Source organism: Streptomyces sp. NPDC048643 (assembly GCF_040650615.1).
GTDB lineage: Bacteria > Actinomycetota > Actinomycetes > Streptomycetales > Streptomycetaceae > Streptomyces.
The window spans coordinates 148,113-172,416 of the sequence record NZ_JBEZHO010000011.1; the positions used below are offsets into that span (position 1 = coordinate 148,113).

At 72.7% G+C, this 24,304-nt stretch carries 22 protein-coding genes; 8 read left to right on the forward strand and 14 right to left on the reverse strand.

Translation table 11 applies throughout. The features are described 5' to 3' along the window. Positions 1 to 18 precede the first annotated feature (18 nt). Entirely contained in the window at positions 19 to 753 is a 735-nt protein-coding gene (locus tag AB0C62_RS14135) for a TetR/AcrR family transcriptional regulator (RefSeq protein ID WP_362972778.1), read from the forward strand. 79 nt (positions 754 to 832) lie between these two features. Then, the gene (locus tag AB0C62_RS14140; RefSeq protein ID WP_362972780.1) at positions 833 to 1,987 is read left to right on the forward strand and encodes an NAD(P)/FAD-dependent oxidoreductase; all 1,155 of its coding nucleotides are present in this window, start codon (positions 833 to 835) and stop codon (positions 1,985 to 1,987) included. Between the two features lie 153 nt (positions 1,988 to 2,140). Here AB0C62_RS14140 and AB0C62_RS14145 read toward each other — a convergent pair whose 3' ends face one another. Then, entirely contained in the window at positions 2,141 to 3,157 is a 1,017-nt protein-coding gene (locus AB0C62_RS14145) for a hypothetical protein (RefSeq protein ID WP_362972902.1), read from the reverse strand. 264 nt (positions 3,158 to 3,421) lie between these two features. On the opposite strand from AB0C62_RS14145, the gene tgmA reads away from it, so the two are divergent. Together tgmA and tgmB are read left to right on the forward strand one after the other, a co-directional pair. Next, positions 3,422 to 3,613 carry a putative ATP-grasp-modified RiPP gene (gene tgmA, locus AB0C62_RS14150; RefSeq protein WP_081220744.1) on the forward strand — a complete coding sequence of 64 codons (192 nt, stop codon included), beginning with the start codon at positions 3,422 to 3,424 and terminating at the stop codon, positions 3,611 to 3,613. Positions 3,614 to 3,626: 13 nt separating this feature from the next. Next, a complete protein-coding gene (gene tgmB, locus AB0C62_RS14155; protein WP_362972782.1) occupies positions 3,627 to 4,583 on the forward strand; it encodes an ATP-grasp ribosomal peptide maturase in 957 nt (318 codons plus the stop codon). A 23-nt stretch (positions 4,584 to 4,606) separates the two neighbouring features. Here tgmB and AB0C62_RS14160 read toward each other — a convergent pair whose 3' ends face one another. After that, positions 4,607 to 6,298: a serine/threonine protein kinase gene (locus AB0C62_RS14160; RefSeq protein WP_362972784.1), complete on the reverse strand. Its 1,692-nt coding sequence runs from the start codon at positions 6,296 to 6,298 to the stop codon at positions 4,607 to 4,609. 432 nt (positions 6,299 to 6,730) lie between these two features. On the opposite strand from AB0C62_RS14160, the gene AB0C62_RS14165 reads away from it, so the two are divergent. Together AB0C62_RS14165 and AB0C62_RS14170 are read left to right on the forward strand one after the other, a co-directional pair. Further along, entirely contained in the window at positions 6,731 to 8,179 is a 1,449-nt protein-coding gene (locus tag AB0C62_RS14165) for a serine hydrolase domain-containing protein (RefSeq protein WP_362972786.1), read from the forward strand. A gap of 157 nt (positions 8,180 to 8,336) precedes the next feature. Continuing rightward, positions 8,337 to 8,822 carry a hypothetical protein gene (locus AB0C62_RS14170; RefSeq protein WP_362972788.1) on the forward strand — a complete coding sequence of 162 codons (486 nt, stop codon included), beginning with the start codon at positions 8,337 to 8,339 and terminating at the stop codon, positions 8,820 to 8,822. Here AB0C62_RS14170 and AB0C62_RS14175 read toward each other — a convergent pair. From AB0C62_RS14175 to AB0C62_RS14220, 10 genes are all read right to left on the reverse strand, one after another. Beyond that, entirely contained in the window at positions 8,807 to 9,022 is a 216-nt protein-coding gene (locus AB0C62_RS14175) for a hypothetical protein (protein WP_362972790.1), read from the reverse strand. The two genes, AB0C62_RS14170 and AB0C62_RS14175, sit on opposite strands and share 16 nt — an antisense overlap. Before the next feature lie 62 nt (positions 9,023 to 9,084). Beyond that, on the reverse strand, positions 9,085 to 9,435 hold the full coding sequence (locus AB0C62_RS14180) for a UBP-type zinc finger domain-containing protein (protein ID WP_362972792.1): 351 nt from the start codon (positions 9,433 to 9,435) through the stop codon (positions 9,085 to 9,087). After that, positions 9,432 to 10,883 (reverse strand): ATP-binding protein, encoded by a 1,452-nt coding sequence (locus AB0C62_RS14185; protein WP_362972794.1) that lies wholly within the window; start codon positions 10,881 to 10,883, stop codon positions 9,432 to 9,434. The genes AB0C62_RS14180 and AB0C62_RS14185 overlap by 4 nt, the downstream gene beginning before the upstream one ends. After that, positions 10,880 to 12,556: an FAD-dependent oxidoreductase gene (locus AB0C62_RS14190; RefSeq protein WP_362972796.1), complete on the reverse strand. Its 1,677-nt coding sequence runs from the start codon at positions 12,554 to 12,556 to the stop codon at positions 10,880 to 10,882. Before AB0C62_RS14190 ends, AB0C62_RS14185 begins: the two co-directional genes overlap by 4 nt. A 93-nt stretch (positions 12,557 to 12,649) precedes the next feature. Then, positions 12,650 to 13,963 carry a DUF4032 domain-containing protein gene (locus AB0C62_RS14195; RefSeq protein ID WP_362972798.1) on the reverse strand — a complete coding sequence of 438 codons (1,314 nt, stop codon included), beginning with the start codon at positions 13,961 to 13,963 and terminating at the stop codon, positions 12,650 to 12,652. Between the two features lie 49 nt (positions 13,964 to 14,012). Next, positions 14,013 to 14,837 carry an amidohydrolase family protein gene (locus AB0C62_RS14200; protein ID WP_362972800.1) on the reverse strand — a complete coding sequence of 275 codons (825 nt, stop codon included), beginning with the start codon at positions 14,835 to 14,837 and terminating at the stop codon, positions 14,013 to 14,015. Between the two features lie 89 nt (positions 14,838 to 14,926). After that, complete coding sequence (locus AB0C62_RS14205) at positions 14,927 to 15,742, reverse strand: N-formylglutamate amidohydrolase (protein WP_362972802.1); 816 nt, start codon at positions 15,740 to 15,742, stop codon at positions 14,927 to 14,929. A gap of 136 nt (positions 15,743 to 15,878) precedes the next feature. Continuing rightward, positions 15,879 to 16,331: a cyclic nucleotide-binding domain-containing protein gene (locus AB0C62_RS14210; protein WP_362972804.1), complete on the reverse strand. Its 453-nt coding sequence runs from the start codon at positions 16,329 to 16,331 to the stop codon at positions 15,879 to 15,881. A gap of 195 nt (positions 16,332 to 16,526) precedes the next feature. Next, a complete protein-coding gene (locus AB0C62_RS14215; RefSeq protein ID WP_362972806.1) occupies positions 16,527 to 17,336 on the reverse strand; it encodes a VOC family protein in 810 nt (269 codons plus the stop codon). 193 nt (positions 17,337 to 17,529) lie between these two features. Continuing rightward, positions 17,530 to 17,745, reverse strand: a complete 216-nt coding sequence (locus tag AB0C62_RS14220; protein ID WP_081220757.1) for a DUF4177 domain-containing protein — start codon at positions 17,743 to 17,745, stop codon at positions 17,530 to 17,532. A gap of 171 nt (positions 17,746 to 17,916) precedes the next feature. Between AB0C62_RS14220 and AB0C62_RS14225 the strand changes: the two genes are divergently transcribed. Beyond that, a complete protein-coding gene (locus tag AB0C62_RS14225; protein ID WP_362972808.1) occupies positions 17,917 to 19,425 on the forward strand; it encodes an aminotransferase class V-fold PLP-dependent enzyme in 1,509 nt (502 codons plus the stop codon). A gap of 123 nt (positions 19,426 to 19,548) precedes the next feature. Here the strand turns inward: AB0C62_RS14225 and AB0C62_RS14230 are convergent, their stop codons facing one another. Next, the gene (locus tag AB0C62_RS14230) at positions 19,549 to 21,258 is read right to left on the reverse strand and encodes an ATP-binding cassette domain-containing protein (protein WP_362972810.1); all 1,710 of its coding nucleotides are present in this window, start codon (positions 21,256 to 21,258) and stop codon (positions 19,549 to 19,551) included. Positions 21,259 to 21,339: 81 nt separating this feature from the next. On the opposite strand from AB0C62_RS14230, the gene AB0C62_RS14235 reads away from it, so the two are divergent. Continuing rightward, complete coding sequence (locus tag AB0C62_RS14235) at positions 21,340 to 21,990, forward strand: DUF6629 family protein (protein WP_362972812.1); 651 nt, start codon at positions 21,340 to 21,342, stop codon at positions 21,988 to 21,990. Between the two features lie 291 nt (positions 21,991 to 22,281). Here the strand turns inward: AB0C62_RS14235 and AB0C62_RS14240 are convergent, their stop codons facing one another. Beyond that, a complete protein-coding gene (locus AB0C62_RS14240) occupies positions 22,282 to 24,183 on the reverse strand; it encodes an AMP-dependent synthetase/ligase (RefSeq protein WP_362972814.1) in 1,902 nt (633 codons plus the stop codon). Positions 24,184 to 24,304 lie beyond the last annotated feature (121 nt).

Below are 24,304 nucleotides of genomic sequence, written 5' to 3' on the forward strand. Positions count from 1 at the left end.
GTTCGTTACTGTGGAGGAGTGACAGAACACCCCGCCCCTCGCCCCAGCCGCCGCGAACGCCCCGCGAAGCCGGCCCTGACCAGGGACGGCATCGTCCGGACCGCCGTCGCGCTGATGCGGGCCGAAGGCCTTCGGCGTGTGACCATGCGCCGCCTGGCGCAGGAACTCGACACCGGTCCGGCCTCGCTCTACGTCTACGTGCGCAACACCGCTGAGCTGCACGCCGCCGTGCTCGACGACCTCCTCGGCGGGGTCGACCTGAGCCCGGTCCGCGGTGACGGCGACTGGCGCGACCGGCTCGTGCGGGTCCTCACCTCCTACACCGACGTCCTGTTCGAGCACCCGGGGCTCGCCCGGTCCGCGCTGGTGGCCCGCCCCTCCGGCGAGCGCTACCTCGACCTGGTCGAGGCGCTGCTGTCCCTGCTCGACGAGGGCGGGGTCCCCGGACCGCGAGCGGCCTGGGGCATCGACGCGCTGCTCCAGTTCGCCACCGCCACCGCGGCGGAGCACGCGGCGGGGGAAAAGGACCCGGCCGACAGCGAGGGGGAGTGGGCGGCGCTCTCCGCGGCCGTGCGCGGCGCCTCCGGCGAACGGCACCCGCACATCGCCGAACTGGGCACCGACCTGCTGTCCGGACCGGGCGAGGCCCGCCTCCACTGGGGTCTCCAGGTCCTGATCAACGGCGTTCTGCACACACCCCGCCCGGACATCCGCGACGTGCCCGGCACCCCGCCCCCGACCGACACCCCGTGACCGCCGCCGGCCTCCGGCCGTGACCACGGCGCGGCTTCGCCCCACGACGACGCCGGCCCCACAGCGCAAGGAGACAGTCATGACGACCACCCCCCACCACCCCATCGCCGTGATCGGCGCCGGACTCGGCGGCCTCATGCTCGCCCGTGTCCTGCACCTCAAGGGCGTCGAGGCCGCCGTGTACGACCTCGACGCCTCGCCGACCGCCCGCCGCCAGGGCGGCATGCTCGACATGCACGAGGAGTCCGGGCAGGCCGCGCTGCGCGCCGCGGGGCTCTACGACGCGTTCCGCGCGATCATCCACGCCGGCGGTGAGGCCACCCGCATCGTCGACAAGGACGGCACGCTCCTGCGCGAGGACTCGGGCGAGGACGGCCAGCGCCCGGAGGTCTCCCGAGGCGCCCTGCGCGACGTCCTGCTCGGCTCCCTGCCCGAGGGCACCGTCCGCTGGGGCGCCAAGGTCACCGCCGTACGGACCCTCGACGGGGGTCGCCACGAGGTGACGCTCGCCGACGGGAGCACCTTCACCGCCGACCTCCTGATCGGGGCCGACGGGGCCTGGTCCAGGGTGCGGCCGCTGCTCACCGACGCCACCCCGGTGTACGCGGGTCTGTCCTTCGTCGAGATGCACCTCGAGGACGCTGACACCCGGCACCCGAAGGGCGCGGCCGTGGTCGGCGGTGGTCTCCTGTTCGCGCTCGCCGACCGCAAGGGTTTCCTCGGCCACCGTGACCCGGACGGCTCGCTGCACGTCTACGCCGCTCTGCGGACCCCCGCGGACTGGGCGGTCTCGGGACCCGTCGACTTCTCCGACACCGAGGGGGCCAAGCGGAGCCTGCTGGAGCACTTCGAGGGCTGGGACGACAGCCTGCGCTCCCTGGTCGCCGAGGCGGACGGCGCGCTCGTCGCCCGGCCGATCCACGCGCTGCCGGTCGGCGTGCGCTGGGAGCGCGTCCCGGGGGTCACCCTCCTCGGGGACGCCGCCCACCTGATGTCCCCGTTCGCCGGCGAGGGCGCCAACCTCGCGATGCTCGACGGCGCCGAACTCGCCCAGGCCCTCGCCGCCCACCCGGACGACACCGAGAAGGCCCTGACCGCGTACGAGGAGGCGCTGTTCCCGCGTTCGGAGCAGGCGGCGGCCGAGTCGGCCGCGAACCTGGAGGTCTGCTTCGGTCCGGGCACCCCGCAGAGCCTGCTCGACCTCATGGACTCCTACGGCCCCGACGCCGACTGACGTACGGAGCGGTACGTATGACAGCCCGTCATACCGTCCGGCACGGCGTCGCGTCCACGTCCGGGCGCCGTCGGGTCACCCACCCGCAGCCTGTGCCGAAGTGAGCGCACGGCCGCGCCGGAGCGTCTCTCCCGCGCGGCCGTGCCGGCCGGTTCAGTCCCGGGCCGCCGCTCCGCGCAGCGCCGTGATGGCGGTGCCGATCGCCTCCTGGAGTTCCTCTAGCCGCTGCACCATGTCGTCCTCGTAGATGTCGTCGGCGTCGTCGAAGGTCAGCTCCTCGAAGACCTTCGTCGCCTTCTGCAGGCTGTTGTAGAACTTCGTCCGCCGCTCCTGGACGCGCAGTTCGGGGTCGGCCTCCACCGTCTCGACGACCAGGTTCTTCATCGTGTCGTACGCCTCGGTCGCCCACTCGCCCGAGTCCTCGCCCTCGTCGAGCTCGTCGAGGAGCGACAGGTGCCGCTCGGCCTCGGAGCGCAGTTCGGCCGGGGCGTCGAGCGTCTGCCCGGCCGGCGTCCTGATCTGCCCCTTCTCCGCGATCTGGCGCACGTAGCCGATGCGGTCGGCGGCCCTGTTCTCGGTGGCGACCGCCTTCTTCAGCTCGTCCGTGCGGGCGATGTCGCGGGCCAGCTCGGTCTGGAGGGCCGGGTCCTCCTTCACCCGGTCCAGGAGCGCGGCCCGGGCCGCCTGGGCCGTGGACGGGTCGGCGAGGATCGCCGCCCGCAGCGCGGTCGGGTTCTCCGCCACCTCAAGGGCCTTGGTGGGACGGATGCCCTCGGCCTCCGCCGCCTCGGCGATCGCGGTGCCGCGCTCGGAGGCGGCACTGGAGCGGGAGACGTAGTACGACGACCAGACCTCGGCGTCCGGCAGCTCGATGTCCTCCCCGGGCAGCAGGATCTCGAAGTGCGGGACGAGACCGTCGTCGGCGGCCCTGTCCCACGCCTTGTAGTAGCGCATGACCCGCTCCGGGGAGCATCCGGCGATCTCGGCGAAGTCCTTCGCGGACACCTTGGGCGTCTCGTCCGCGGACTGACCGCCGGGGCGGACGCTGCGCGCGACCTTGAGCCCGAAGGCCCAGCCGCCGGTCCGCGCGTAGGCGCCGAAGTCGCGGGCGTCCCGCTCGACGGGGTTCGGAACCTCGGGGCGCACGACGAAATCTTCGGTCGGGGCGATGGCAACGGTCACCGGGAACTCTCCTGGGATGGTGGGGCGTTGATGTCACGGAGAATGAAGCATTGGCCCAAGCTCTGCGTGGAAACCAAGTCACCACGCGTGGAGCGGAACCAAGCGGACACCCAAGTAAATCCGAAACAAGTAAGCCAGAAACGACGCGATGTGATGGCCTTCACCCCGATGTGGCGGAAAGTGATGAATTCCTTACGGCCGTGTCACGTACGGGTGGGTGCCGACCATCGTGCGACCGCGGGAGGATTTTTCGTGCGACCGTTCACTCTCAACTACGCCCTGCCCTCAGGGCAGTCGGCCGCAATACCCCCGTACCACTTCGATACGGCCCTGCAACTGAACGTGCTGCCCGACGGCCGCCCGGCCGTCACCGATCGCGCGCTGCTGCTGGCGACCGGCACCACGACGTCGACGGCCGGTTCCCAGACGCACTTCGACGACTGACGGAAACGCGCGCATGACGGTTCTCATTCTCACGGCCGATCAGGACGTCACCGCCGACATGGTGGTGGCCAAACTGCATGAGCGAGGCGTGCCCATGGTGCGCCTCGACCCTGCCGACCTGCCCGGCAAGGCGGTGCTCTCCGCCGACTACGCCCACGGTGACTTCGACGGCTACCTGTCGGTCAACGGCCATGTGCTCAGCATGGGAGGCCTGCGCTCCGTATGGGTGCGCAGGCCGGGCGAGCCGGCGGCGCACGCCGCCGAGCCCTCCGCGTGGCTCACCGCCGAGACACGGCAGGCCCTGTTCGGCATGCTCTACTCGGCCTCGACCCGCTGGATGAACCACCCGCGCCGCGCCGAACAGGCGCGGCACAAGCCCTGGCAGCTGCGGGTGGCGCACAGCAGCGGATTCGCGGTGCCGCCCACGGTCATCACCACCGCTCCACGGGTGGCCCAGCAGTTCGTCCAGGAGTACCGGGACGTCGTGGTGAAGTCGGCGTCGGGACCGCCGCCCGGCGAACCCCGGGTGGCCCTGCCGACCACACTCGTCGGACCGGACACGGACTTCTCCGGCGTGGCGGCCGGCCCCGCACTGCTCCAGGCCTACATCCCCAAGCGGGCCGACATCCGGCTCACCGCGATCGGCAACCGGATGTTCGCGGCCCGCAAGGCCGCAGAGCCCGGTCAGGTGGACGGCCGGTTCGGCGAGACGGGGAACGGCTGGGAGCCGCTGGCGGCGGTGCCCGAGCGCATCGCCCGCGCGGTCCACGACTACCTCGTCTTCACCGGACTCGCCTACGCGGCCTTCGACTTCGCCGAGGACGCGGACGGCGTGTGGTGGTTCCTGGAGTGCAACCAGGGCGGCCAGTTCGGCTTCGTCGAACTGGAGACCGGGCAGCCCATCGCCGAGGAGGTCGCGTTGTGGCTGGCGCTGCGAAGACCCGACTTCCGTATTCCGGAAGGACATTGACGTGAACCCCTGATGACGGCGTCTCAGCCCACCGGGGGCCGGAAGGACGTGAGCACGGCGTCCAGGGCCCGCCGGTCCGTCGGCGTGCCCCGGTCGGCCGCGGGGGTGGTCCAGCGCAGCGAGAAGCCCCGGTGGTCGCCGACGAGGAACCCGCGGCCGAACGTGCGCAGCCGCTCGGCCCCCGACCCCGAGTACCACTCCATGTCGGCGCCCTTCCTGCCGCGGTAGTTCACGGCCCGGATGGCGCCCACCCGTCGGTATCCGGGGGTGTCGGCGCGCAGGGCGGGCTCCAGGTCGCTCCACACGGCGACCGGGTCCGGACCGAGCTGCGTGCTGTACGTGACGGCCAGGGTGCGCGGATCGCCGCTCGCGCCGAAGGTGACCCGGTACGAGAGATCGCCCGACGTCTGGGTCTGCACGGGCTTCCACTCCCGGGGAAGGGCCACGGAGAACCCCTGGGCCGCCCGGTAGGTGGCGAAGCCGGGCGGCAGCTTCCCGCCGGCGCCGTCGGACGGCGACGGCGACGGCGAGCCCGAGGGAGTACGGCCGGAGGGCGCGACGGGGGCCGTGGGGACCGGGCCCGGCGGCAGCGCGCCGACGGACCGCGAGGGCGTGGACGGGGAGGCGGACGCGCCGGTCGTGTCCCCGCCCGGCAGCCCGCCCGTCACGGCGAGCACCGCGAGGACCGCGACCGTGGCGACGAGCGCGCCGCCCAGCAGCACGCTTCGGCCGGCGAGCCGCCCTCCCCGTGCGCGTCCCACGGGTCGCGCATCCCCCTCCCGGTCCGGGACGAAGCCGCCGGGACCGAAGAACGCGCTGGGCGGCCCGGGCGCTTCGGCCTCTTCGAGGTCCTGCCGGAGGATGCGGGTCAGGGCCTCGCGCACGACGGCTTCCGGAATGCGCTCCACGGGGTCCCAGCGCAGCAGGCCCTGGACGGCCGGCGCGAGCGGACCGGCGCGCAGCGGCGCCCTGATCGGCAGCCGGTCCACCGCCCGGAGCGTGGCGTCCAGCCGGCCGCGGTCCCGGACGGCGGGCCGCCCCTCGGACATGGCGTACATCATCGCGCCCAGCGCCCACAGGTCGGCCGCCGCTGCGCCGCCCTCACCGCGGGCCTGTTCGGGAGAGGCGTACGCGGGAGCGGTGAGGCGCGGCGCGTCGTCGGACTCCGTCTGACCGAAGCCCGTGACCGTGACGGTGCCGAACTCGTCCGTCCACACCTGTCCCGGACCGAGCTCCCCGTGCGTTACGCCCTCGCCGTGGGCCGCGGCGAGGACATCGAGGACGCCGAGTCCGATACGGGCCGCCCGGACGTGCCCGACGGGGCCGCCCGAGAGGAGTTCCGTCAGCGGGGCACCCGGGGGCCGCTCCGTGACCGTCCACACGGAGCCGGGCTCCTCGATCACGTCGAGGACCGCGGCCACCCGGCCGGGACAGGCGGCCCCGAGAACCCGGGCCGCCCGCAGGATGCGGTCGGCGACCCGACCCCCGGTCTCCCCGCGTAGAGCGTCCGCCTCGTCGGCCCCTGCCGTCGACTCCCCGCGCACCGGGGCCGGGGCCGCCACGCGCGACCAGGTCAGGACGACCGGCCGACGCAGGGCGGAGTCCTGACCGAGCCAGCAGGTCCGGCCCTCCTCGCGCAGGACGACATCGAGCAGCTGGTATCTCCCGGCGACCAGCTCGCCCGCGGAGTCGTGCACCGTGACCACCATCGCCATCCCTCGCTGCTCACCCGGCTCCCACCTTTCCCGGAAGTACGCGAGAGGTGACGAAGAGTGTTCAACGCGGGCGGGTCAAGATGCCTGTTTTTTCGCGGCTTCGCCGAAGTCGCCTGCGCGTACGAACAGTTCAGGCCGCTGTTCCCGGACCGTCCCCCGCGCGATCTCCCGGTTCCTGCGGGAGTTCGCGCAGGGCTTCGCCGTCGCGGGCGAGTCCGGAATCCGGCGGGGGCGCGCACCCGCCGAACCGGGCGCTGTCACCGCAGGACCCCCGTCCGGCGCCGTCCCGGGCGAGGCTCCGGCCACCCCCGAGCTCGCCGGCCATGGACACGGGAGAGGCGCCCCGGAAAGATGCCAGCTGCACACAGTGTCTCCGCGTGGGCGCCGTGTCGCTCAGCCGTCCACCGCCCGAGCCGTTCGGAGGCCGCCCGTATGAGTGCCCGTCCCCTGCCTGTCAGCACGCCCGCCGAGCAGGGAGTCGACGCCTCCGGCATCGCCGCGTTCCTCGACGCCGTCGAGTCCGCCCCGGACATCGAGCCGCACAGCCTGATGATCCTGCGGCACGGGCACCTCGTCGCCTCCGGCTGGTGGGCCCCGTACACGCCCGAGCGCCTTCAACTGCTCTACTCGCTCAGCAAGAGCTTCACGTCCACGGCGGCCGGACTCGCCGCCTCCGAGGGCCTGTTGGACCTCGACGAGCCGGTGCTCTCGTACTTCCCCGAGTTCGACGCGGACATCACCGATCCGCGCAGCCGTGCCCTGCTCGTCCGGCACGTCGCCGCCATGGCCTCCGGGCATCTCGTCGACACCTGGGGCGACGCGGTCGTACTCGACCCGAAGGAGACCGTCCGGGGCTTCCTGCTGATCCCGCCGGACCGCGAACCGGGGACGGTGTTCGCCTACAACCAGTCCGCCACCTACGCGCTCGCGAGCATCGTCCAGAAGGTGACCGGCCAGTCGCTGACCGGCTATCTGCGGACGCGGTTGTTCGACCCGCTGGGCATCGGCGAGACGGCCTGGACGCGGAACAGGGCGGGCCGGGAGATCGGCTTCAGCGGGATGCACGCCGCGACCGACGCGATCGCCCGGCTCGGGCAGCTGTACCTCGGCCGGGGCGTCTGGGAGGGTCGGCGGATCCTGCCGGCCTCGTGGATCGCCGAGGCGACCCGCGCGCACGTCACCAACGCGGACGGCAGCTCCGAGGGCGCCCGCTCGGACTGGCAGCAGGGGTACGGGCTCCAGTTCTGGCGGTCGCGGCACGGCTACCGGGGCGACGGCGCGTACGGGCAGTTCTGCGTCGTGCTGCCCGAGCACGACGCGGTGATCGCCACGACCGCGGCGACCGAGCAGATGCAGGAGCTGCTCAACCTGATGTGGCGGCATCTGCTGCCCGCCTTCGGAACGTCGCCGCTGCAGGCCGGGGCCCACGGCGAAGCCGACGAGGTACTGCGGCGGCGCCTCGCCCGGCTCGCCCTCCCGCCCGTCGACGCGGCCCCCGAACCGGCCGGTCGGGCAGAGGCCTGGACGGATGCCGCCTTCACCCCGGCGGGCGGACACTGCGACACGGTGCCGACCCTCACGCAGGTGCTCGTGACCGACGGCGACCAGGGCCGGCGCGTCACGCTGGTGGAGGGCGACACGCGGCTCGACCTGCGGCTCGGAACGGGCTGGACCCTCGACGAGGGACCGGCGCCCACGGCGGTCAGCGGCGGCTGGACCGGCCCGGACACCCTGAGCGTCGACGTGCTGTTCGTGGAGACCCCGCACCGCCTCACCGTGACCTGCTCGCTCACCGACCGCACGTTCACCGCGCGCTGGCACACGACCCCGCTGCACGCCCGGTCCCTGCACTCGCTGCGCGCACCGTCGTACCCGGCGTGAACCGGCCACAGCGGAACGCCATGCCGCGCCACCCCTTCCGCCACAGGACGAAGTCCACCACCATGCATATGCCGAGGGCCTGAGGCACGACCGCGGGCTCCCGGCCCGTGCCCGACTCCGCGTCCGCAGGACGGAGCGGACGACCCCGGGGTGAGCCATGACGAACGCGACGTGGACCCAGAGCGTGGAGTGGCTCGCCGCCGCCGCGACCGACCCGAAGGTGTGCAAACGCGAGTGGGACCGGGGGAGCGGCGGCGTGCTCCTGGAGGCGGGGCGCTACTGGGACGTGCTCAGCGTCCCCGAGCCGCTCGGCCTGGTCGCCCTCGACATCCTCTGGTGCGATCCGGCCATGCCCCCGGGCCCCACCCTGCTCGACGCCGCGGCCCACCGTGTGGGGTTCTTCCTGCCGCCCGACCCGGCCAGCAGATGGGTGGGTGCGGGCCTGCGCCACCTCGGCAGGGGGTCCTGGGTGGCCGTACCGCCGCCCTACCGGTCGGCCGGGCCGCTGGAGTGGGTCATTCCGCCGGACGGAACGGGCGCCCTGCACCCCGCCCTGCCCCTGGAACTGGCGCTCCGCCAGGCCAACGGCACCCTCGCCGTGCTGGCGCCCCGGTCGGGGTCCCCTCGCTATCCGGCTCCGTAGAAGTGCGCCTGACCGCCACGCCACTTGACCCAGGCCGGATCGTCCAGCAGATCCTCGGCGTCCGGCAGTCCGGCCCGGCTGAGGAACTCCAGCAGATCCTCGTCGGAGAACGCCACGCCGAGGTTCTCGCCACGCGCGGTCACCTGACGGCCACTGGTGTTCAGGGCCGGATGCACGACCAAAGGAGCCCGTCCGGACATACCTCCAGGATGGTCCTCCACGCCGCGCCGCGCATCCGGACGGGTGAACCGGGAGGCGGGACTCAGCGCAGGGTCTCGGCCCAGTTCGCCGGGACACGTCCCGCCGGTCCCGGAGTGGGCTGGTCCAGCGGGTGGCTCGCCGGCGGAGCCAGTTCGGGACCGGAGTCGTACAGCTCCGAGGTGTCGTAGTCCCAGAACCAGTTCTCGCCGGGCTCGAAGCTCTGGATGACCGGGTGCCCGGTGCTCTGCGCGTGCGAGGTGGCGTGCTTGGACGGGGAGTCGTCGCAGCAGCCGACGTGACCGCACTGGGCACACCGCCGCAGATGGAACCACCAGCCGCCGGAGGCGTCGCACTCGGTGCAGCCGGTGCCGCTCGGCGGGACGGAGGGATCGATTCCGTTCGGCGTGGTCATGTCGACTCCTCAGGGGTGTCAGGGGTGTCCGAACCGGTCAGGGGGAGGCGGACCTGGAAGCGGGTGTCCCCGGGCACGGACTGGACCGCCAGGCTGCCGTGGTGCTTGTTGGCGACGATCCGCCAGGAGATGTCCAGGCCGAGGCCGGTGCCCTCACCCACCGGTTTGGTCGTGAAGAACGGGTCGAAGATGCGGTCACGGATCTCGTCGGGCACCCCGGAGCCGGTGTCGTGGAACTCGACGAGCACATTGTCGCCGTCGAGCGCGGTGCGCACCGTCAGCTTCCCCTCGCCGTCCATCGCCGAGACGGCGTTGTCGATGAGGTTCGTCCACACCTGGTTCAACTCGCCGGGATAGGCGGGGATCCGAGGCAGCGACCGGTCGTACTCCTTGGCGACCTTGATGCCGGAGCCCATCTTGCCGGCGAGCATCATCAGGGTGCTGTCGAGCAGTTCGTGCACGTCGGCGACCTGGTAGGGCGCGCGGTCCATCTGCGAGTACTGCTTGGCCGCGTCCACCAGGTGCGAGATACGGGTGGTCGAGTCCTCGATCTCGTTCATGAGCAGTTCGGTCTCGACCGTGTAGTTCAGCCAGCGGACCGCGCCTTCGAGGGTCGGCCCGTCCACCGCCGCCGCGACCTGGTCCAGCCAGTCGGTGTCGAGCCCCGCCTGCACGAACGTCGGCGCCAGCTGCCAGCCGCCCGCGATGTCGTGGTCGTCGAGCCAGTCGGAGAGCGCGTCCTCCCGGTCGGACGCCTCCATCGGGGTCAGCGGCGTGGCCTTGGCGACCTGTTCCGCGGTCCGCTCCTGGATCTCGACGAGCGTCTCCAGCGTGTCGCGCGCGTAGGGACCCGACGCGATGACGCCGAGCTTCTGCCGCATGTGCGCCACCCGGTCACGCAGCGCCGAGGTGGCCCGCACCGCCGCGGCGGCCGGGTTGTTCAGCTCGTGCGTCAGACCCGCGGACAGCGAGCCGAGCGCCAGGAGCCGCTCACGCTGCCCGATGGTGCGCTGGGTGTTCTGGCTGCCGAAGAACATGCCCTCCAGCAGGTGCACGGCCATCGGGAACCAGTCCCGCAGGATGGCGGCGAACTTCTCCGCCGGCAGCACGAAGAAGCGGGAGGGCTCGGTGACCCGCACGGACCCCTTGTACACCTCCTCGTTCCGGCCGTTCAGATAGGCCTGCATCGCCCCGGCGTACACCCCGCGCTGCGAGGTCCGGCTGATCTCCACGTCGTCGCCGCCGACCCGCCGGGACATCACCACGGTGCCTTCGAGCAGCACGTAGAAGCAGGTGGCCGGGTCGCCCTCGGCGTAGACCGGTCCGGGTTCGAACAGCTCGACGCGGCCCTCCCGGCACAGCCGGTCGAGCTGGTCGTCGTCGAGCTTCTCGAACAGGAAGAGCGTGCCGAGTTCCGCGACGTCGCACGGCGTCTGCTGCCCGCTCACGACTGCTCCAGGTAACGGTGGACGAGCATGACGGCCATGGCTCCCTCTCCGACCGCGGACGCGACCCGCTTCGCCGACTCGGCACGGGCGTCGCCGGCCACGAACACGCCGGGCACGTTGGTCTCCAGGTGGTACGGCGGCCGGTCCAGCTCCCAGCCGCGCGGCGGCTGGCCGTCGGGCGTCATGTCCGGCCCGGCCATGATGAATCCGCGGCCGTCCCGCAGCACCGTGCCGTCCAGCCAGCCGGTGAGCGGTGCGGCGCCGATGAACACGAACAGCCACTGTGCGTCGACGAGTTCGGTGTGGCCGCTCTCCACGTCGCGCAGCGTCAGCTGCTCCAGGTGGTCGCCGCCGTGCGCGGACTCGACGACCGTGCCGGGGCGGACCGTGATGTTGGGCGCGCTCTCGATCTGCTCGATCAGGTAGTGCGACATCGACGCGGCCAGCGACGAGCCGCGCACCAGGATGGTCACGGACTTCGCGCCGCGCGCCAGATACATCGCGGCCTGCCCGGCGGAGTTCGCGCCGCCCACGATGTACACGTCGTGGCCCTGGCAGGCCGCCGCCTCGGTGAGCGCCGAGCCGTAGAACACTCCGCAGCCCGTCAGGTCGTCCAGTCCGGGCGCGTCCAACTGCCGGTACGACACGCCGGTCGCGAGGATCACCGCGTGCGCGGAGATCGAGGAGCCGTCGGAGAAGCGGATGGTCCGCGACGCGCCGGTCACCTCCAGCCCGGTCACCTCGCGCGCGGTGAGGATCTCGGCGCCGAACTTGGCCGCCTGCCGCCGCGCCCGGTCGGTGAGCTGCGCTCCGGAGACGCCGTCGGGGAAGCCGAGGTAGTTCTCGATCCGCGAGCTCTGGCCCGCCTGCCCGCCGGTCGCGGACCGCTCCACCAGCACGGTCCGCAGGCCCTCGGACGCCCCGTACACGGCGGAGCCGAGACCGGCCGGACCGCCGCCGATCACGACGAGGTCGTAGAACTCCGAGGTGGGTGTCGTGGCCAGTCCGACGTGCGCCGCGATGTCGTGGTCGTCCGGTTCGACGAGCGGCGTGCCGTCCGGGGTGATCACCAGGGGCAGCCGCTGCCCGTCCTGCCCGGCGGCCTTCAGCAGGCGCTCGCCCTCCGGGGTGTCGGAGGAGTACCAGCGGTACGGCACCTGGTTGCGGGCCAGGAACTCCCGTACGCCCGAGGAGCGGGCCGACCAGCGGTGCCCGACGACCTTGCAGGCCCCCACGGGCTTGTAGTCGCTGACCCGCCAGGCGTCCAGGAGGTCGTCGACCACCGGATAGAGCTTCTCCTCCGGCGGGTCCCAGGGCTTGAGCAGGTAGTGGTCGAGGTCGATCACGTTGATCGCGTCGATCGCCGCGTTCGTGTCCGCGTACGCGGTCAGCAGCACACGACGGGCACCCGGAAAGACGTCGATCGCCTGTTCGAGGAACTCGATGCCGTCCATCTGCGGCATCCGGTAGTCGGCGAGGATCACCGCCACCTGGTCACCGCGGAGCTTCAGCTCGCGCAGGGCGTCGAGGGCGGCGTCCCCGGACTCGGCCCGCACGATGCGGTGGTCCTCGCCGTAGCGCCGCCTGAGGTCACGGGCGACGGCGCGCGACACCCCGGGATCGTCATCGACGGTCAGAATGACGGTCCGCGCTGGACTGGCGGCCTGGGTCATTGGTCTCCCACCCCGAGAGGTCAGTTGCGTCGCGGTCCGACGGACGCCGCGAGGCAGCCGGGCGGACACAGCCCCAATCGTATGTACGATCGGTCACCTTTGCTCAGGAACCGGCTGGGCGAGGGGCGGCTCGGGGTCGTCCACCTGGGGCGACAGGGGTTCCCGGGCCTTCGGGAGGATGGTGCCGACGTAGTCCTCGACGGCCGTGTCCAGGCCGATGTCGTGCTCGGCGCGCTCGGACAGGAACCAGCGGTGTTCGAGGATCTCGTGGTACAGCTCGGCCGGGTCCATCGAGCCCCGCAGCTCCGGCGGCACCGCCCGGACCGTCGGCCGGAACACGTCCCGGACCCAGCGGTGCGCGAGGACCTCCGGCCGGGCGGCTCCGGGGCTGCCACCGCCCGGGCGGTGACCGGAGCCCGTCGGCGGACCGGCGGGCGCGTAGTCGTCCTGGGTGGCCATCCAGCTCTCCAGGTCGTTCAGCAGCCGCCGTGCCTGGTTCTCCTCGGTGTCGAGGCCGGTCAGCCGCAGCAGCTGACGCTGGTGATGGCCGGCGTCGACGACCTTGGGCACGAAGGTGACCGTGTCGCCGCCCGAGGAGTGCGCGATCTGCATCTCGGCGACATCGAACCCGAGATCGTTCAGCCGGCGGATACGGCGGTCGATGTAGTGGTACTTGCCGGCCGGGTAGACGGAGGTGCGGGTCAGTTCCTCCCACAGGCCCCGGTAGCGCGCGCAGATCTCCGTGCCGAACTCGATCGGGTCCACCGAGGGGTGCAGCGCGCCGGCCGCCTCCAGGTCGAGCAGTTCCCCGCTGATGTTCACCCGGGCGAGATCGAGGTCGTACTCCCGCTGTCCGGTGCTGAGCTGGGGGTGCAGGTCACCGGTCTCGGCGTCCACGAGATAGGCGGCGTAGGCGCCCGCGTCGCGCCGGAAGAGGGTGTTCGACAGCGAGCAGTCGCCCCAGGCGAACCCGGCCAGGTGCAGCCGCACCAGCAGGACGGCCAGCGCGTCCATCAGCCGGTGCATGGTGGCGGGCCGCATGGTCGTCTCGAACATCGACCGGTACGGCAGCGAGCCGCCCAGGTGTCGGGTGATCAGCACGGACTCCAGCGGCTCGCCGGCCGCGTCCGTACGCCCGGTGACCACGGCGAGCGGGTCGACGGCGGGGATCCTCAACCGGTCCAGCCCGAGGAGCAGTTCGTACTCGCGCACCGCGGGCCGCTCGGCGAGCTCCTTGACGGCCACCACCTCGTCGCCGGCTCGCGCGTAGCGCACCACGTGCCGGGAGATGCCGCGCGGCAGCGGTACCAGATGGTGTTCGGGCCACTCCTCCAGCGGCAGCTGCCACGGCAGTTCGAGCAGGAGCGCGGGATGCTCCGGGTTGGTGGCGCTGATCTGCAGAGCCATGACTGGGCCGCCTTCACCTCATGATCGAACGCTGTTGCGGCTCCAGCATCTACGAATGATCGCCGAGGCGGAAGACGCGCCGGGCGTTGCCCGACAGGAACAGCCCGGTGGTCTCCTCGTCCAGGTCCAGCTCGGCGAGGTGCTCCAGCGCCCGACTCGGCGTGATCATGGGGTAGTTGGAGCCGAAGAGGACCTTCCGGCGGCCCCGGCCGCGCAGGTAGGCGATCAGTTCCGGGGGATAGCGGCGGGTGGTGTAGGCGCTGGTGTCGATGTACACGCCCGGGTGCTTGTCGGCGACCGCGATCATCTCCGTGGTCCAGGGGTAGCCGATGTGCCCGCAGACGATGGTCAGTTCGGGGAAGTCCAGGGCGACCTGGTCGACGTACGGGATGGGTCGGCCGGTCTCGGAGGGGCGCAGGGGGCCGGTGTGCCCGACCTGGGTGCAGAAGGGGACACCGAGTTCGACGCAGGCGGCGTACAGCGGGTAGTACAGCCGGTCGGTGGGCGGCAGTTGCCAGAGCCAGGGAACGATCCGCAGGGCCACGAATCCGAGTTCCTCCACGGCCCGGCGCAGCTCCCGCACGGCGGCGACGGGCCGGGTGAGGTCGACGCCCGCCACTCCGCGCAGCCGTCCGCCGGACCGGGCGACGAAGGCGGCGAGCTCGTCGTTGTCGGTCAGGGCGCCCTGTGGCCCGTACCAGGCCGAGGACAGGGCGATGTCGACGTCGGCCTCCGCCAGCGCGGCCAGGGTGACCTCGATCGGCAGCTCCTTCTCCAGCACCTCCATGCCGGTCCAGCGCCGCAGCGACGCGAACATCTCGTGGTTGGAGTGACGGAGAGTGGGGTGCTGCATCCACGCGTCGACGACCGGCATGATCTCGTGCCCTCCCTGGCCCCACGGCGGGGCGAACCCCCGGCTGAGCGTTCGCTGACCCGGACCCTAGGGGCGACCGGCCGTGGGGGCTAGCCGCCCGCGGTGTCGACGAGCGTGGTCAGCGCCGCGACCAGCCGCGCGAACCCCGGGCGCAGCCGGCCGCCCGGTTCGGTCATGTACGTGTCCCTGCGGATCTCCACCATCAGCGCCGTGACCGCCGGTTCCCGCTCGTAGTACCGCAGCGGCACGTAGGCGCCCGAGAAGGGGCTGTCGATCCCGACCCCGCCGAGGCCCGCGAACGCCTTCTCCGCGAGCGCGACCAGCTCGGGCGGTGTGTGGAAGGAGTCGGTCCCCAGGCAGACCGCGGGCCGCGGCCCGTCGCCGTGCAGCTCGTAGGGCAGCCGGGCCGTCGGATAGGAGTGGATGTCGACGACCACGGCCCGCCCGGTGGCGGCGAGACGGCCGGCGACCGCGTCGGTCATCGCCCGCGCGTACGGGTGGAAGTAGCGGTCGACCAGAGGCTCTGGATCGGTGTCGGCGGGCCGCAGCGGCGCCCGGTGCGTGGTCCGGGTGTAGACGGCGCCCATCCCGGCCGCCAGCATCTCCTCCCGGTCGTCCGGGAACCGTTCGGGGTCGACCACGAGCCGGGAGAGCCGGTTGACGAACCGCCACGGGGTGAGCCCCGCCCCCTCGGCCACGGCCGTCGCCAGCTCGTCCGTGTACGCGTCCGTGATGTGGTCGAGTTCGCCCTCCAGCGCCGCGTCGCCGAGGACGATGCCGGCGCGGACGGGCGTCGGGATCTCCCGGGAGGAGTGCGGGATGTGCAGGATCACGGGGGAGTGGACCGCGCCGGGCAGCAGCTCGAAGGAGTCGGGTGAGGCCGCGGAGTCGAGAGTGTCGTCCATACGGACTTCCTATCCCAGGCCGGCCGGTCCGTCGCGTGGAGGCCGGGCAGGTGCTCCCGTGCCGGGCCGGCCGACAGGCCCCCGAAGGGTCTCGATCGGACCGGCCCGCGCCGCGGCACTCCACGGGGACCTGGTGCTAGTTGCTGCCCCCGTGGCGCGCGTAGTGCTCGATGAGGGCCGCCCGGGTGGTCTCCAGGCGGTTCGCCAGGATGGCGCCGATGGTCCGGGTCAGCGACAGCTCCAGCGTCGGGTCCCGGTCGCACAGGGCCCTCACCTGGCCGGCGTCGAACTCGTAGGCGCGGACCGGGCTGAACGCCTCCGCGCCGAAGTCCCAGGTGTGCGGACGGAACAGCCAGGACCAGCCCAACAGGTCACCGGGGCCGAGCTGCGCGACGGTGATGCGGCGTTCGGCGATGACCCGCTGGTACAGGGACACCGTCCCGGAACGGACCACCCAGAAGCGGTCGGCGGTGCCGCCCGCCTCGAAGATCGGCCCGTCGGCGGGGAAGGAGACCTCGCGTGCCACCCCCATGAGCCGTTCGCGGTGCTCGGGGGAGAGGGCGGGCAGGAGCCGGAGAGCAGTGGGCATCGCGGACCTCCATCGGGCCGCCGCGAAACCGCGGGGGTCGGCGGCGCCTGTCGTGCCGGTGGTATCCCGTCACCTTCCATTGGAGCCCGAACGGAGTAATCCGTCGCGTCGTGGCGGGTGTGGATCGTCGGGAGGCGGCCGGCTCCCGGCGAGGAGGCGGCCTGTCCCGTCAGATGGCGTCGTCGTCCGGCGGGGTCATCCGGCGGCCCGGTCCCGGGAGGTCACGGTGAAGCGCGCTCCGTCCGGGTCGGTGAGGATCGCCTCCATCGAGCCGATCCCCTGCTGGTGGGCGGTGCCTCCGTGGGCCCGGGCCGCGCGGGCGCAGGCGTCCACGTCGTCCACCGCGAAGTGGACCTGCCAGTGCGGCCGGACCGTGGGGTCGGGCGCCGACTCGACCGCCCCGGAGTAGATCCGGGCCACCACGTCGTCGCCGCTGCGCAGGACGACCTCGTTGCCCTCGTAGTGCACCTCGCAGCCGCCGGGGGCCGCGGACGCCCACCGCAGGACCTCCCCGTAGAAGATCGCCGCGTCGAAGGCGTCCCGGGTGTGCAGGCGTACGTACGACGGTGCCGCCTCCCGCCAGCGCTCCCAGCCGGTCACGAGCTGGCCCTCCCAGATGCCGAAGACCGCGCCGTCGCGGTCCGCCAGCAAGGCTGCCCGGCCCGGCGGCAGCGAGATCGGGCCCACCGCGGTGGTGCCACCGCGCTCCTGGCTGCGCGCCACCGTCTCGTCCGCGGAGGCCACGGCGAAGTACGGGATCCAGGCGACCGCCGTCCGCGCCACGAAGTCGACCTCCGAGACACCGGCGACGGGGATGCCGTTCGCCCGGGCGACCCGGTACCCGTCACCCATCCTGGTGGCCGAGGACCAGTGCCAGCCGAGGACCGCCGTGTAGAAGTCCTGGGCTTCCTTCAGCTCGCGTGTGGTCAGGCTGACCCAGCACGGCGCTCCGGACACCGATCTGCTGGTGACGACATCGGGGGTGAGTGTTCCATCGCTCTGCATCGAGTGACCGTCCTGACGTCTGGCCGGCAGCGGTCGCGGGGGGTGCCGGGCCCTCTTCGGGCCCCGGACGTCGGCCCAGCCGTCGGAGGCCCTCCGTGCCGGAAGGCCTCCGACGGCTCAGTAGCACCTGCGGATCCGCTGTCCCATCGGCTCCAGCATCCCCCGGCTCGGCGCTCCGCGCACGACGCGGGCGTCAGCCGCGCGGCCGCTCCAGGGTGAGCAGCAGGCCCTCCACGGCGCCGGGGCCTATGCGCCCCTTGACGTCGGCGGAGGTGATCGCCTTGAGCGCCCAGCCGTCCTCGGCGTGCTTGTTCAGGACCTTCTCCAGCTTGCCGCTGTCCAGCGCGTCGCCGATCAGCGACTCACGGAAGGTGACGACCTTGTACTCGTAGGTGTAGGGGTTGCTCATGGCTGCGGGGCTCTCCTGCGTGTTGGATGGCATGGCCGGGGCCCACCCAACCACCGATCGCCGGCCCGGCACAGGGACAGACCGGACCGTACGCAGAGCTTTGTTGAAACTTCATGAAGTGCCGGTCGGTGGCGCCTGCGCGCCGGTCCGGCCGGGCGGAGGGGGACAGCGATGGAGAAGGCACACGCGGAAGGCTCCATACCGGGTACGGCGCACGGGTCCGCGAGCTTCGCGGAACTGCGCGCGCGTGAGTTCGGCTACCTCGACGAGGGCGGCCACACCTACCTCGACCACACGGGCGCCGGGCTGCCGCCGCGCTCCCTGGTCACCGGCAGCGCGGAGCGGATCACCGGCGGGCTGTTCGGCAACCCGCACTCCGAGAGCCCGGCCTCCCGCGCCTCGGGCCTCCTGCTCTCGGAGGCGCGCCGGGCCGTCCTGCGCCACTTCGACGCCGACCCCGCCGAGTACGCGGTGATCTTCACCCCCAACGCGACGGGCGCCCTGCGCCTGGTCGGCGAGGCGTACCCGTTCACCCGCGGCAGCCGCCTGGTCATGTCGCTCGACAACCACAACTCCGTCAACGGACTGCGCGAGTACGCGCGGGCGCGCGGCGCCACCACGGCCTACGTGCCGGTGAGCGGAAGCGGCCTCCAGATGGACCAGGAACGGCTGCGCGCCGCCCTGGCCGCACCGGGCCCCGGGGTCCTGGCGCGGACCGGGAGCGGCCTGTTACGCCGGCGCCTCGGTCTCCGCCGCGCTACGAGCGGCGACACCGCCCGACGGGGACTGCTGGCCTACCCGGCCCAGAGCAACTTCACCGGCGTCCAGCACTCCCTGGACTGGATCGAGCGCGCGCGGGACCAGGGGTACGACGTTCTGCTCGACGCGGCCGCCTTCGTACCCGCCAACCGACTCGACCTCTCCCTGCACCACCCGGACTTCACCGTGGTCAGCTGGTACAAGGTGTTCGGGCACCCGACAGGGATCGGCAGCCTGATAGCGCGCCGCGAGGCCCTCTCCCGGCTCCGCCGGCCCTGGTTCTCGGGCGGCACCATCTACGCGGTCAGCGCCCAGGCGCAGTGGCACGTCCTCGCGGACGACGAGGCGGCCTTCGAGGACGGCACGGTCAACTTCCTCTCGGTGCCCGACGTGACGGCGGGACTGCGCTGGATCGCGGACGTCGGAGTGGACCGGGTGCACGCCCACGTCACCGCCCTGACCGGCCAACTCCTCTCCGGGCTGCGCGCGTTGCGGCACAGCGACGGATCCCCGATGGTCCGGGTGTACGGCCCGGACGACACCGCCGGTACGGGCCGCGGAGGCACGGTCGCGCTGAACCTGCTCGCCGCGGACGGCACCGTCGTCGACGAGCGTGTCGTCACCCGGGACAGCGCGGCACGGGGCATCTCCCTGCGTACCGGCTGCTTCTGCAACCCGGGGGCCGGCGAGGCGGCGTTCGCCCTGCCGCTGCGCCGGCTCCACTCGGCGGCACGCGGGCGGCCCCGTTCCCTGGAGGAGTACCTGGATCTCCTTCGACTCCCCTCCGCGGGAGCCGTCCGCGTCTCGGTCGGGGTGTCGTCCCAGCCCGCCGACATCGCGACCTTCCTGACGTTCGTCACGGAGACCTACCGCGACCGCGTGCCGGGGATCACGGGCCTGGCGGCGCGGGTGGGGTGCTGATTCCGGAGGTCGTTCCGTCGGGCCGGGGACCGGTGCGAGGAGGGAGCAACTCCGCCTCGTACCGGGCCCGTTCGTGGACGCGGCGGGTGGCGCGGGTGGTCGGGTGTCCGCGCCCGGCCGCGGTCACCGGCCGTCCCGGCCGCGGACGGCTCCCTCGCGGCATCGGCGGACCAGGACGACCCAGGTGAGGGTCGTGAACAGCAGCGCGAAGCCGGCCAGCACGAGCCAGCCGCGGGTCGCCGGGTGGCCGAACGAGTCGCCGTAGGAGGCGAGCAGCGGAGGACCGAGCGGGGAGTCGGCGGTGCGCCAGAGCCGCTCCAGCCCCACGCCACTACCCAGCGCCTCGAACGCCCACCGGTTCGTCATCGCCCAGCTGACGGCCTGCCCGGCACCGGTCATCCGGGGGACCGGCACGAAGGCCCCCGAGAACAGCACCTGCGGAAAGCACAGGAGGGGCAGCATGAGCGTCGCCTGGCCCGGCTCCGACACCGCCGCCGAGGCGAGGAGCCCGAGCGCCAACGCGGCGGCCGAGGCCAGCACACTCGTCACGAACAGCGAGCCGTACGTGTCCCAGCCCGCCGGAGGCAGCCGGTCCAGGGCGCGCAGCACGACCAGCAGCAGTGCGTCCGCGACCGCCAGCACGGGCAGCATGGTGGTCAGCTTCGAGGCGATGTACGGGCCGATCCGCAGCCCGGCCAGCCATTCCCGCCGCAGCACCGGCAGTTCGGTACAGATCTGGAGCAGCCCGTAGGTCAGCCCGAAGAAGAAGGCACCGAACGCGATCCAGAACATGATCATGGCGGTCGAACCCGGATCGGGCGACACCGGATCGAAGGCACCGGCCCGGAACAGCACCGCGAACATCGCGACGATCATCACCGGCGAACCGGCGAGGACGGCGACCGACAGCCTGCTGTGCAGCAGCAGCGCCGTTCCCCTCCGGGTCAGCAGCGCCCACTGCCGCAGGGCCCCGACGCGCGCGCTGCGTAGGGGAGTCGAGGGCGGCTCGGTTCGCGGGGTCTCCTCCGGGGCGGCGTCCTCCACGCGCACGCCGTCGGCCACCGCCTCGTACACCTCCTCGACCGTGCCGGCCCCGAACGCCTCGCGCAGGGCGGCCGGTTCACCGGCGTACGCGACCTGTCCGCCCGGCGCGAGGAACACGACCTGGTCGCAGCGGAGCAGGTCGGCGAGGACGTGCGTGGTCAGCACGACGGTGGTGCCGTCCTCGGCCAGCGCGCGCAGGGTCCGCAGCAGCGCCGCCCCGGTGACCGGGTCGAGTCCCGAGGTCGGTTCGTCGAGGAAGAGGACTCGCGGCCGGGTGAGCAACTCGACGGCGATGGAGGCCCGTTTGCGCTCACCGCCGCTCAGCGCGCGTACCGGCGTCGCCGCCCGGTGGGTCAGCCCCAGCGTCTCCAGGACCCGGTCCACGTTCGCGGCGACGGTCCCGGCCGAGGTGCCCGGGGGCATCCGCAGCCCTGCCGCGTACCCGAGCGTGCGGCGCAGTGGCAGCTCGCGGTGGACGATGTCCTCCTGCGGCACGAAGCCGAAGTCCGGTCCGGGCGGCCCGGGCCGGGCACCGTCGTGCAGCACCTCGCCCACGGTGGGCGGAAGCAGCCCCGCCAGCGTCTGGAGCAGAATCGTCTTGCCCGCGCCACTGCTTCCGGCGATCACGGTCAGCCGCCCCGGTGCCACGTCGAACGACACGTCGTCGAGGACGCGCCCGGCGCCGCGCACCTCCTGGGAGATCCGACGCGCCCGTACGCGCAGACCGTCGACCGGCGGGGCCGACCCGTCCTCGGCGACGGGCGGACTCGGCTGCGTGGGTGTCGGCATGGAGGCAGCATGCCAGGAGGGAGCCGGGTTAGCGTGGGCCCCGGACGGGATCATGCGACGGCGGACTCGGAGATGTTGGCGATGTGCTGGAGTGCGACGGCCGATCTGGTGGCCGGTGCCGGGATCGCCGCGGTCGGGGCGGCCTGCGTGGCCCGGGTGCGCAGGAGGGCGGATCTTCCGCTCGCCGCGCTGCCGTTGCTGCTCGGAGCGCACCAGATCGTCGAGTCCCGGGTCTGGGACGCGGGCGGTGGGACGGGTCCGGCCACCGTCGCCTGGGCCGTGATCGCCCTGCCCCTGCTGGCGCTGTACGTGCCGGTCGGCGTGGTGTGCGCGGCACAGCCCCGTGCCCGGCGCCGCCTCCTCCTTCCGCTCGCCTCCGGCGTCGCGACCGCGGCCGCGCTCGCGTACGCTCTCGTCGCCCATCCCGTGACGGCCGAGATCCGCGGCCACACCATGGGGTACGCCGTCCGGCTGGGTCGGCCCGAACTCGTCATCGCGGGCTATCTGTTCGCCACGGTGGGCGCGCTGTTGCTCTCCGGTGACCGCGGCCTGCTGTTGATCGGCGTGCTCATGGGAGGGGGCGCGGTGATCTGCTGGGCCTTGTGGGAGCTGGAGTTCGTCTCCACCTGGTGCGCGTTCGCCGCCGTCGGCTCGGTGGCCCTGCTCGCCTGGGTCGCCTCCCGGCCGACCGCCGACCGGCCCGCGGCGGTGCGCACCGGCACCGGCGGTTGACGCCGACGGGCACGGGTGTCGTACGGTACGGGGCGCCTGCCCGGGTCTGTCCGCGCGTCCCGTCGGCGGGTCCTGGCGGAGGGACGGCGGGTCTATTCCCGGTCAGGGTGGTGCAGTCGGTACCAGGACCGGTGGTCCTCCGCACAGGAGGGATCTGGTTGTGCCACGGGCCCCGGCGCACAGTGGACGCATGAACAGCACGCACCAGCCGGCGACCAGGAGCCGTGTCACGCCACTGAGGTCCCTCCTGGGAGGCACCTACACCCCGGGTCGCCCCACGGCCCGCCCCTTTCACCGGAAGACGTCGTCCGACTCCTCCCAGATCGACGGCTCGGTGAGCGCGAACTCCCGCGGGATCCGCGACGACGTCTGATACATCGCCTCGATCTCGGCCGCGTACCGCTGGGCGATCGCGTCCCGACGGAGCTTGAGCGAGGGCGTCAGCAGTCCGTTGGCCAGGTCGAACGGCTCGGCCAGGACACGGAAGACCCGGATGGCCTCGGCGCGGGACACCGTGCTGTTGGCCCCGGCGACCGCGCGTCTGACCTCCTCGCGCAGTTCGTTCTCCTCCCGCGCGTCCCGGGCCGCTGTGTCCCTGCCGGCCCGGGACGCGCGCCAGTGCGTCACGAACTCCGGGTCCAGCGTGATGAGGGCCCCCACGCAGGGCCGGTTGTCGCCCACGACGGCGGCCTGGTGGATCAGCGGGTGGGCGCGCAGCCGCTCCTCCAGGGCCGCGGGAGCCACGCTCTTCCCCCCGCTCGTGATGATGATGTCCTTCTTGCGACCGGTGATGGTCAGATAGCCCTCGCTGTCGATGCGGCCCACGTCCCCGGTCGCCAGCCAGCCGCTCCGGAACGCCGCCCGTGTCGCCTCGGCGTTGTTGACGTAACCCTGGAACACGGAGGGCCCCCACACCAGGATCTCGCCGTCGTCGTCCACCCGGATCTGGGTGCCCGGATGCGAGCGCCCGACCGTGCCGAACTTCTCCCGCCCGACCGGCTGGGCGGTGATCCCGCCGCTGGTCTCGGTGAGCCCGTACCCGTCGTGCACGAGGATGCCGATTCCGGCGAAGAACAGGGCGAGTTCACGGTTGAGCGGCGAGCCGCCCGACACCGCGCCGCACACCCGGCCACCGAGCGCGCCGCGCAGCCGCCGGTAGACCGTCCTCTCGTAGAGCGAGTGCTGGAGCTTCAGATCGAGGGCGGGACCGGGACCGGTGCCCAGCCGCAGCCGTTCCTCGGCCAGCGCGAAGTCCTGCGCCGTCCGTGCGGCCCGCTCGAACAGCGCCCCGCGACCCGCCCGTTGGGACGCGCGGAGGAAGTTCTTGTAGATCTTCTCGAAGACGAACGGGACGGCGTACAGATACGTCGGCCGGAAGGAGAGCATGGCCTCGGACAGTGCCTCCTCCCGCAGGTCGGGCTCGTGTCCCATCAGGAGGCCGCCGCGCAGGCAGACGCCCTGGACCATCAGTCCGTACGCGTGCGAGAAGGGCAGGAACGCGAGGACGGCAGGCTGCTCCCCCGGGGGTGCCGCGGTGTGTCCCCAGCCTTCGAGGACGGTGTCGCAGGGACTGGCGAGGCTGCGGTGGGTGAGGGCGCAGCCCTTGGGCGGTCCGGTCGTGCCGGAGGTGTAGGCGACGACCGCGGTGGAGTCGGGCAGCACGATTCTGCGCAGCGAGTCGACGGCCGTCAGGGGGATCGCCCGTCCGCGCTCCACGAGCTGGTCGAGTGCTCCGGCGTCGAACTGCCAGACGTGGCGCAGGAAGGGCAGCGCCGCACACGCGGAGCCGACGGTCATGACCCCCTGCTCGTCCTCGACCACCACGCCGACGCAGTGCGCGTCCTGGAGGATCCACGCGACCTGGTCGTGCGACGACGTCGGGTAGACCGGCACGATCTCGGCGCCCACCGACCACAGGGCGTAGCCGAAGACCGTCCACTCGTAGCGGGTGCGCGACATGATGGCCACCCGGTCCCCGGGCCGGATGCCGGAGCGCACGAACCCCCGTGCCACGCCGACGACTTCGTCCCAGAGCTCGGCGGCCGTCACCTGGGTCCAGACCGTCGAGCGGCCTTCGGGCCGGCGGGCCAGCTGCGGAAGGTCAGGGGTGTCCCGCGCCGCGGCGTAGAGGCTGTCGGCGAGTCCCCCCTGCAGGTGTGCGGCCGGCGCTGGAGAAAGGTGGGACTGGTGCATTCGCCGCTCCGGGATTCTCCTCGACAGGACCTCACCCCCGGAGGTGCCGATGTCGAGGGTTCCCGAATGTAGCCCACCGGGGCGACGGCCGGGCCCCGTTCCGGCAGCCGTGCCGCGGTCA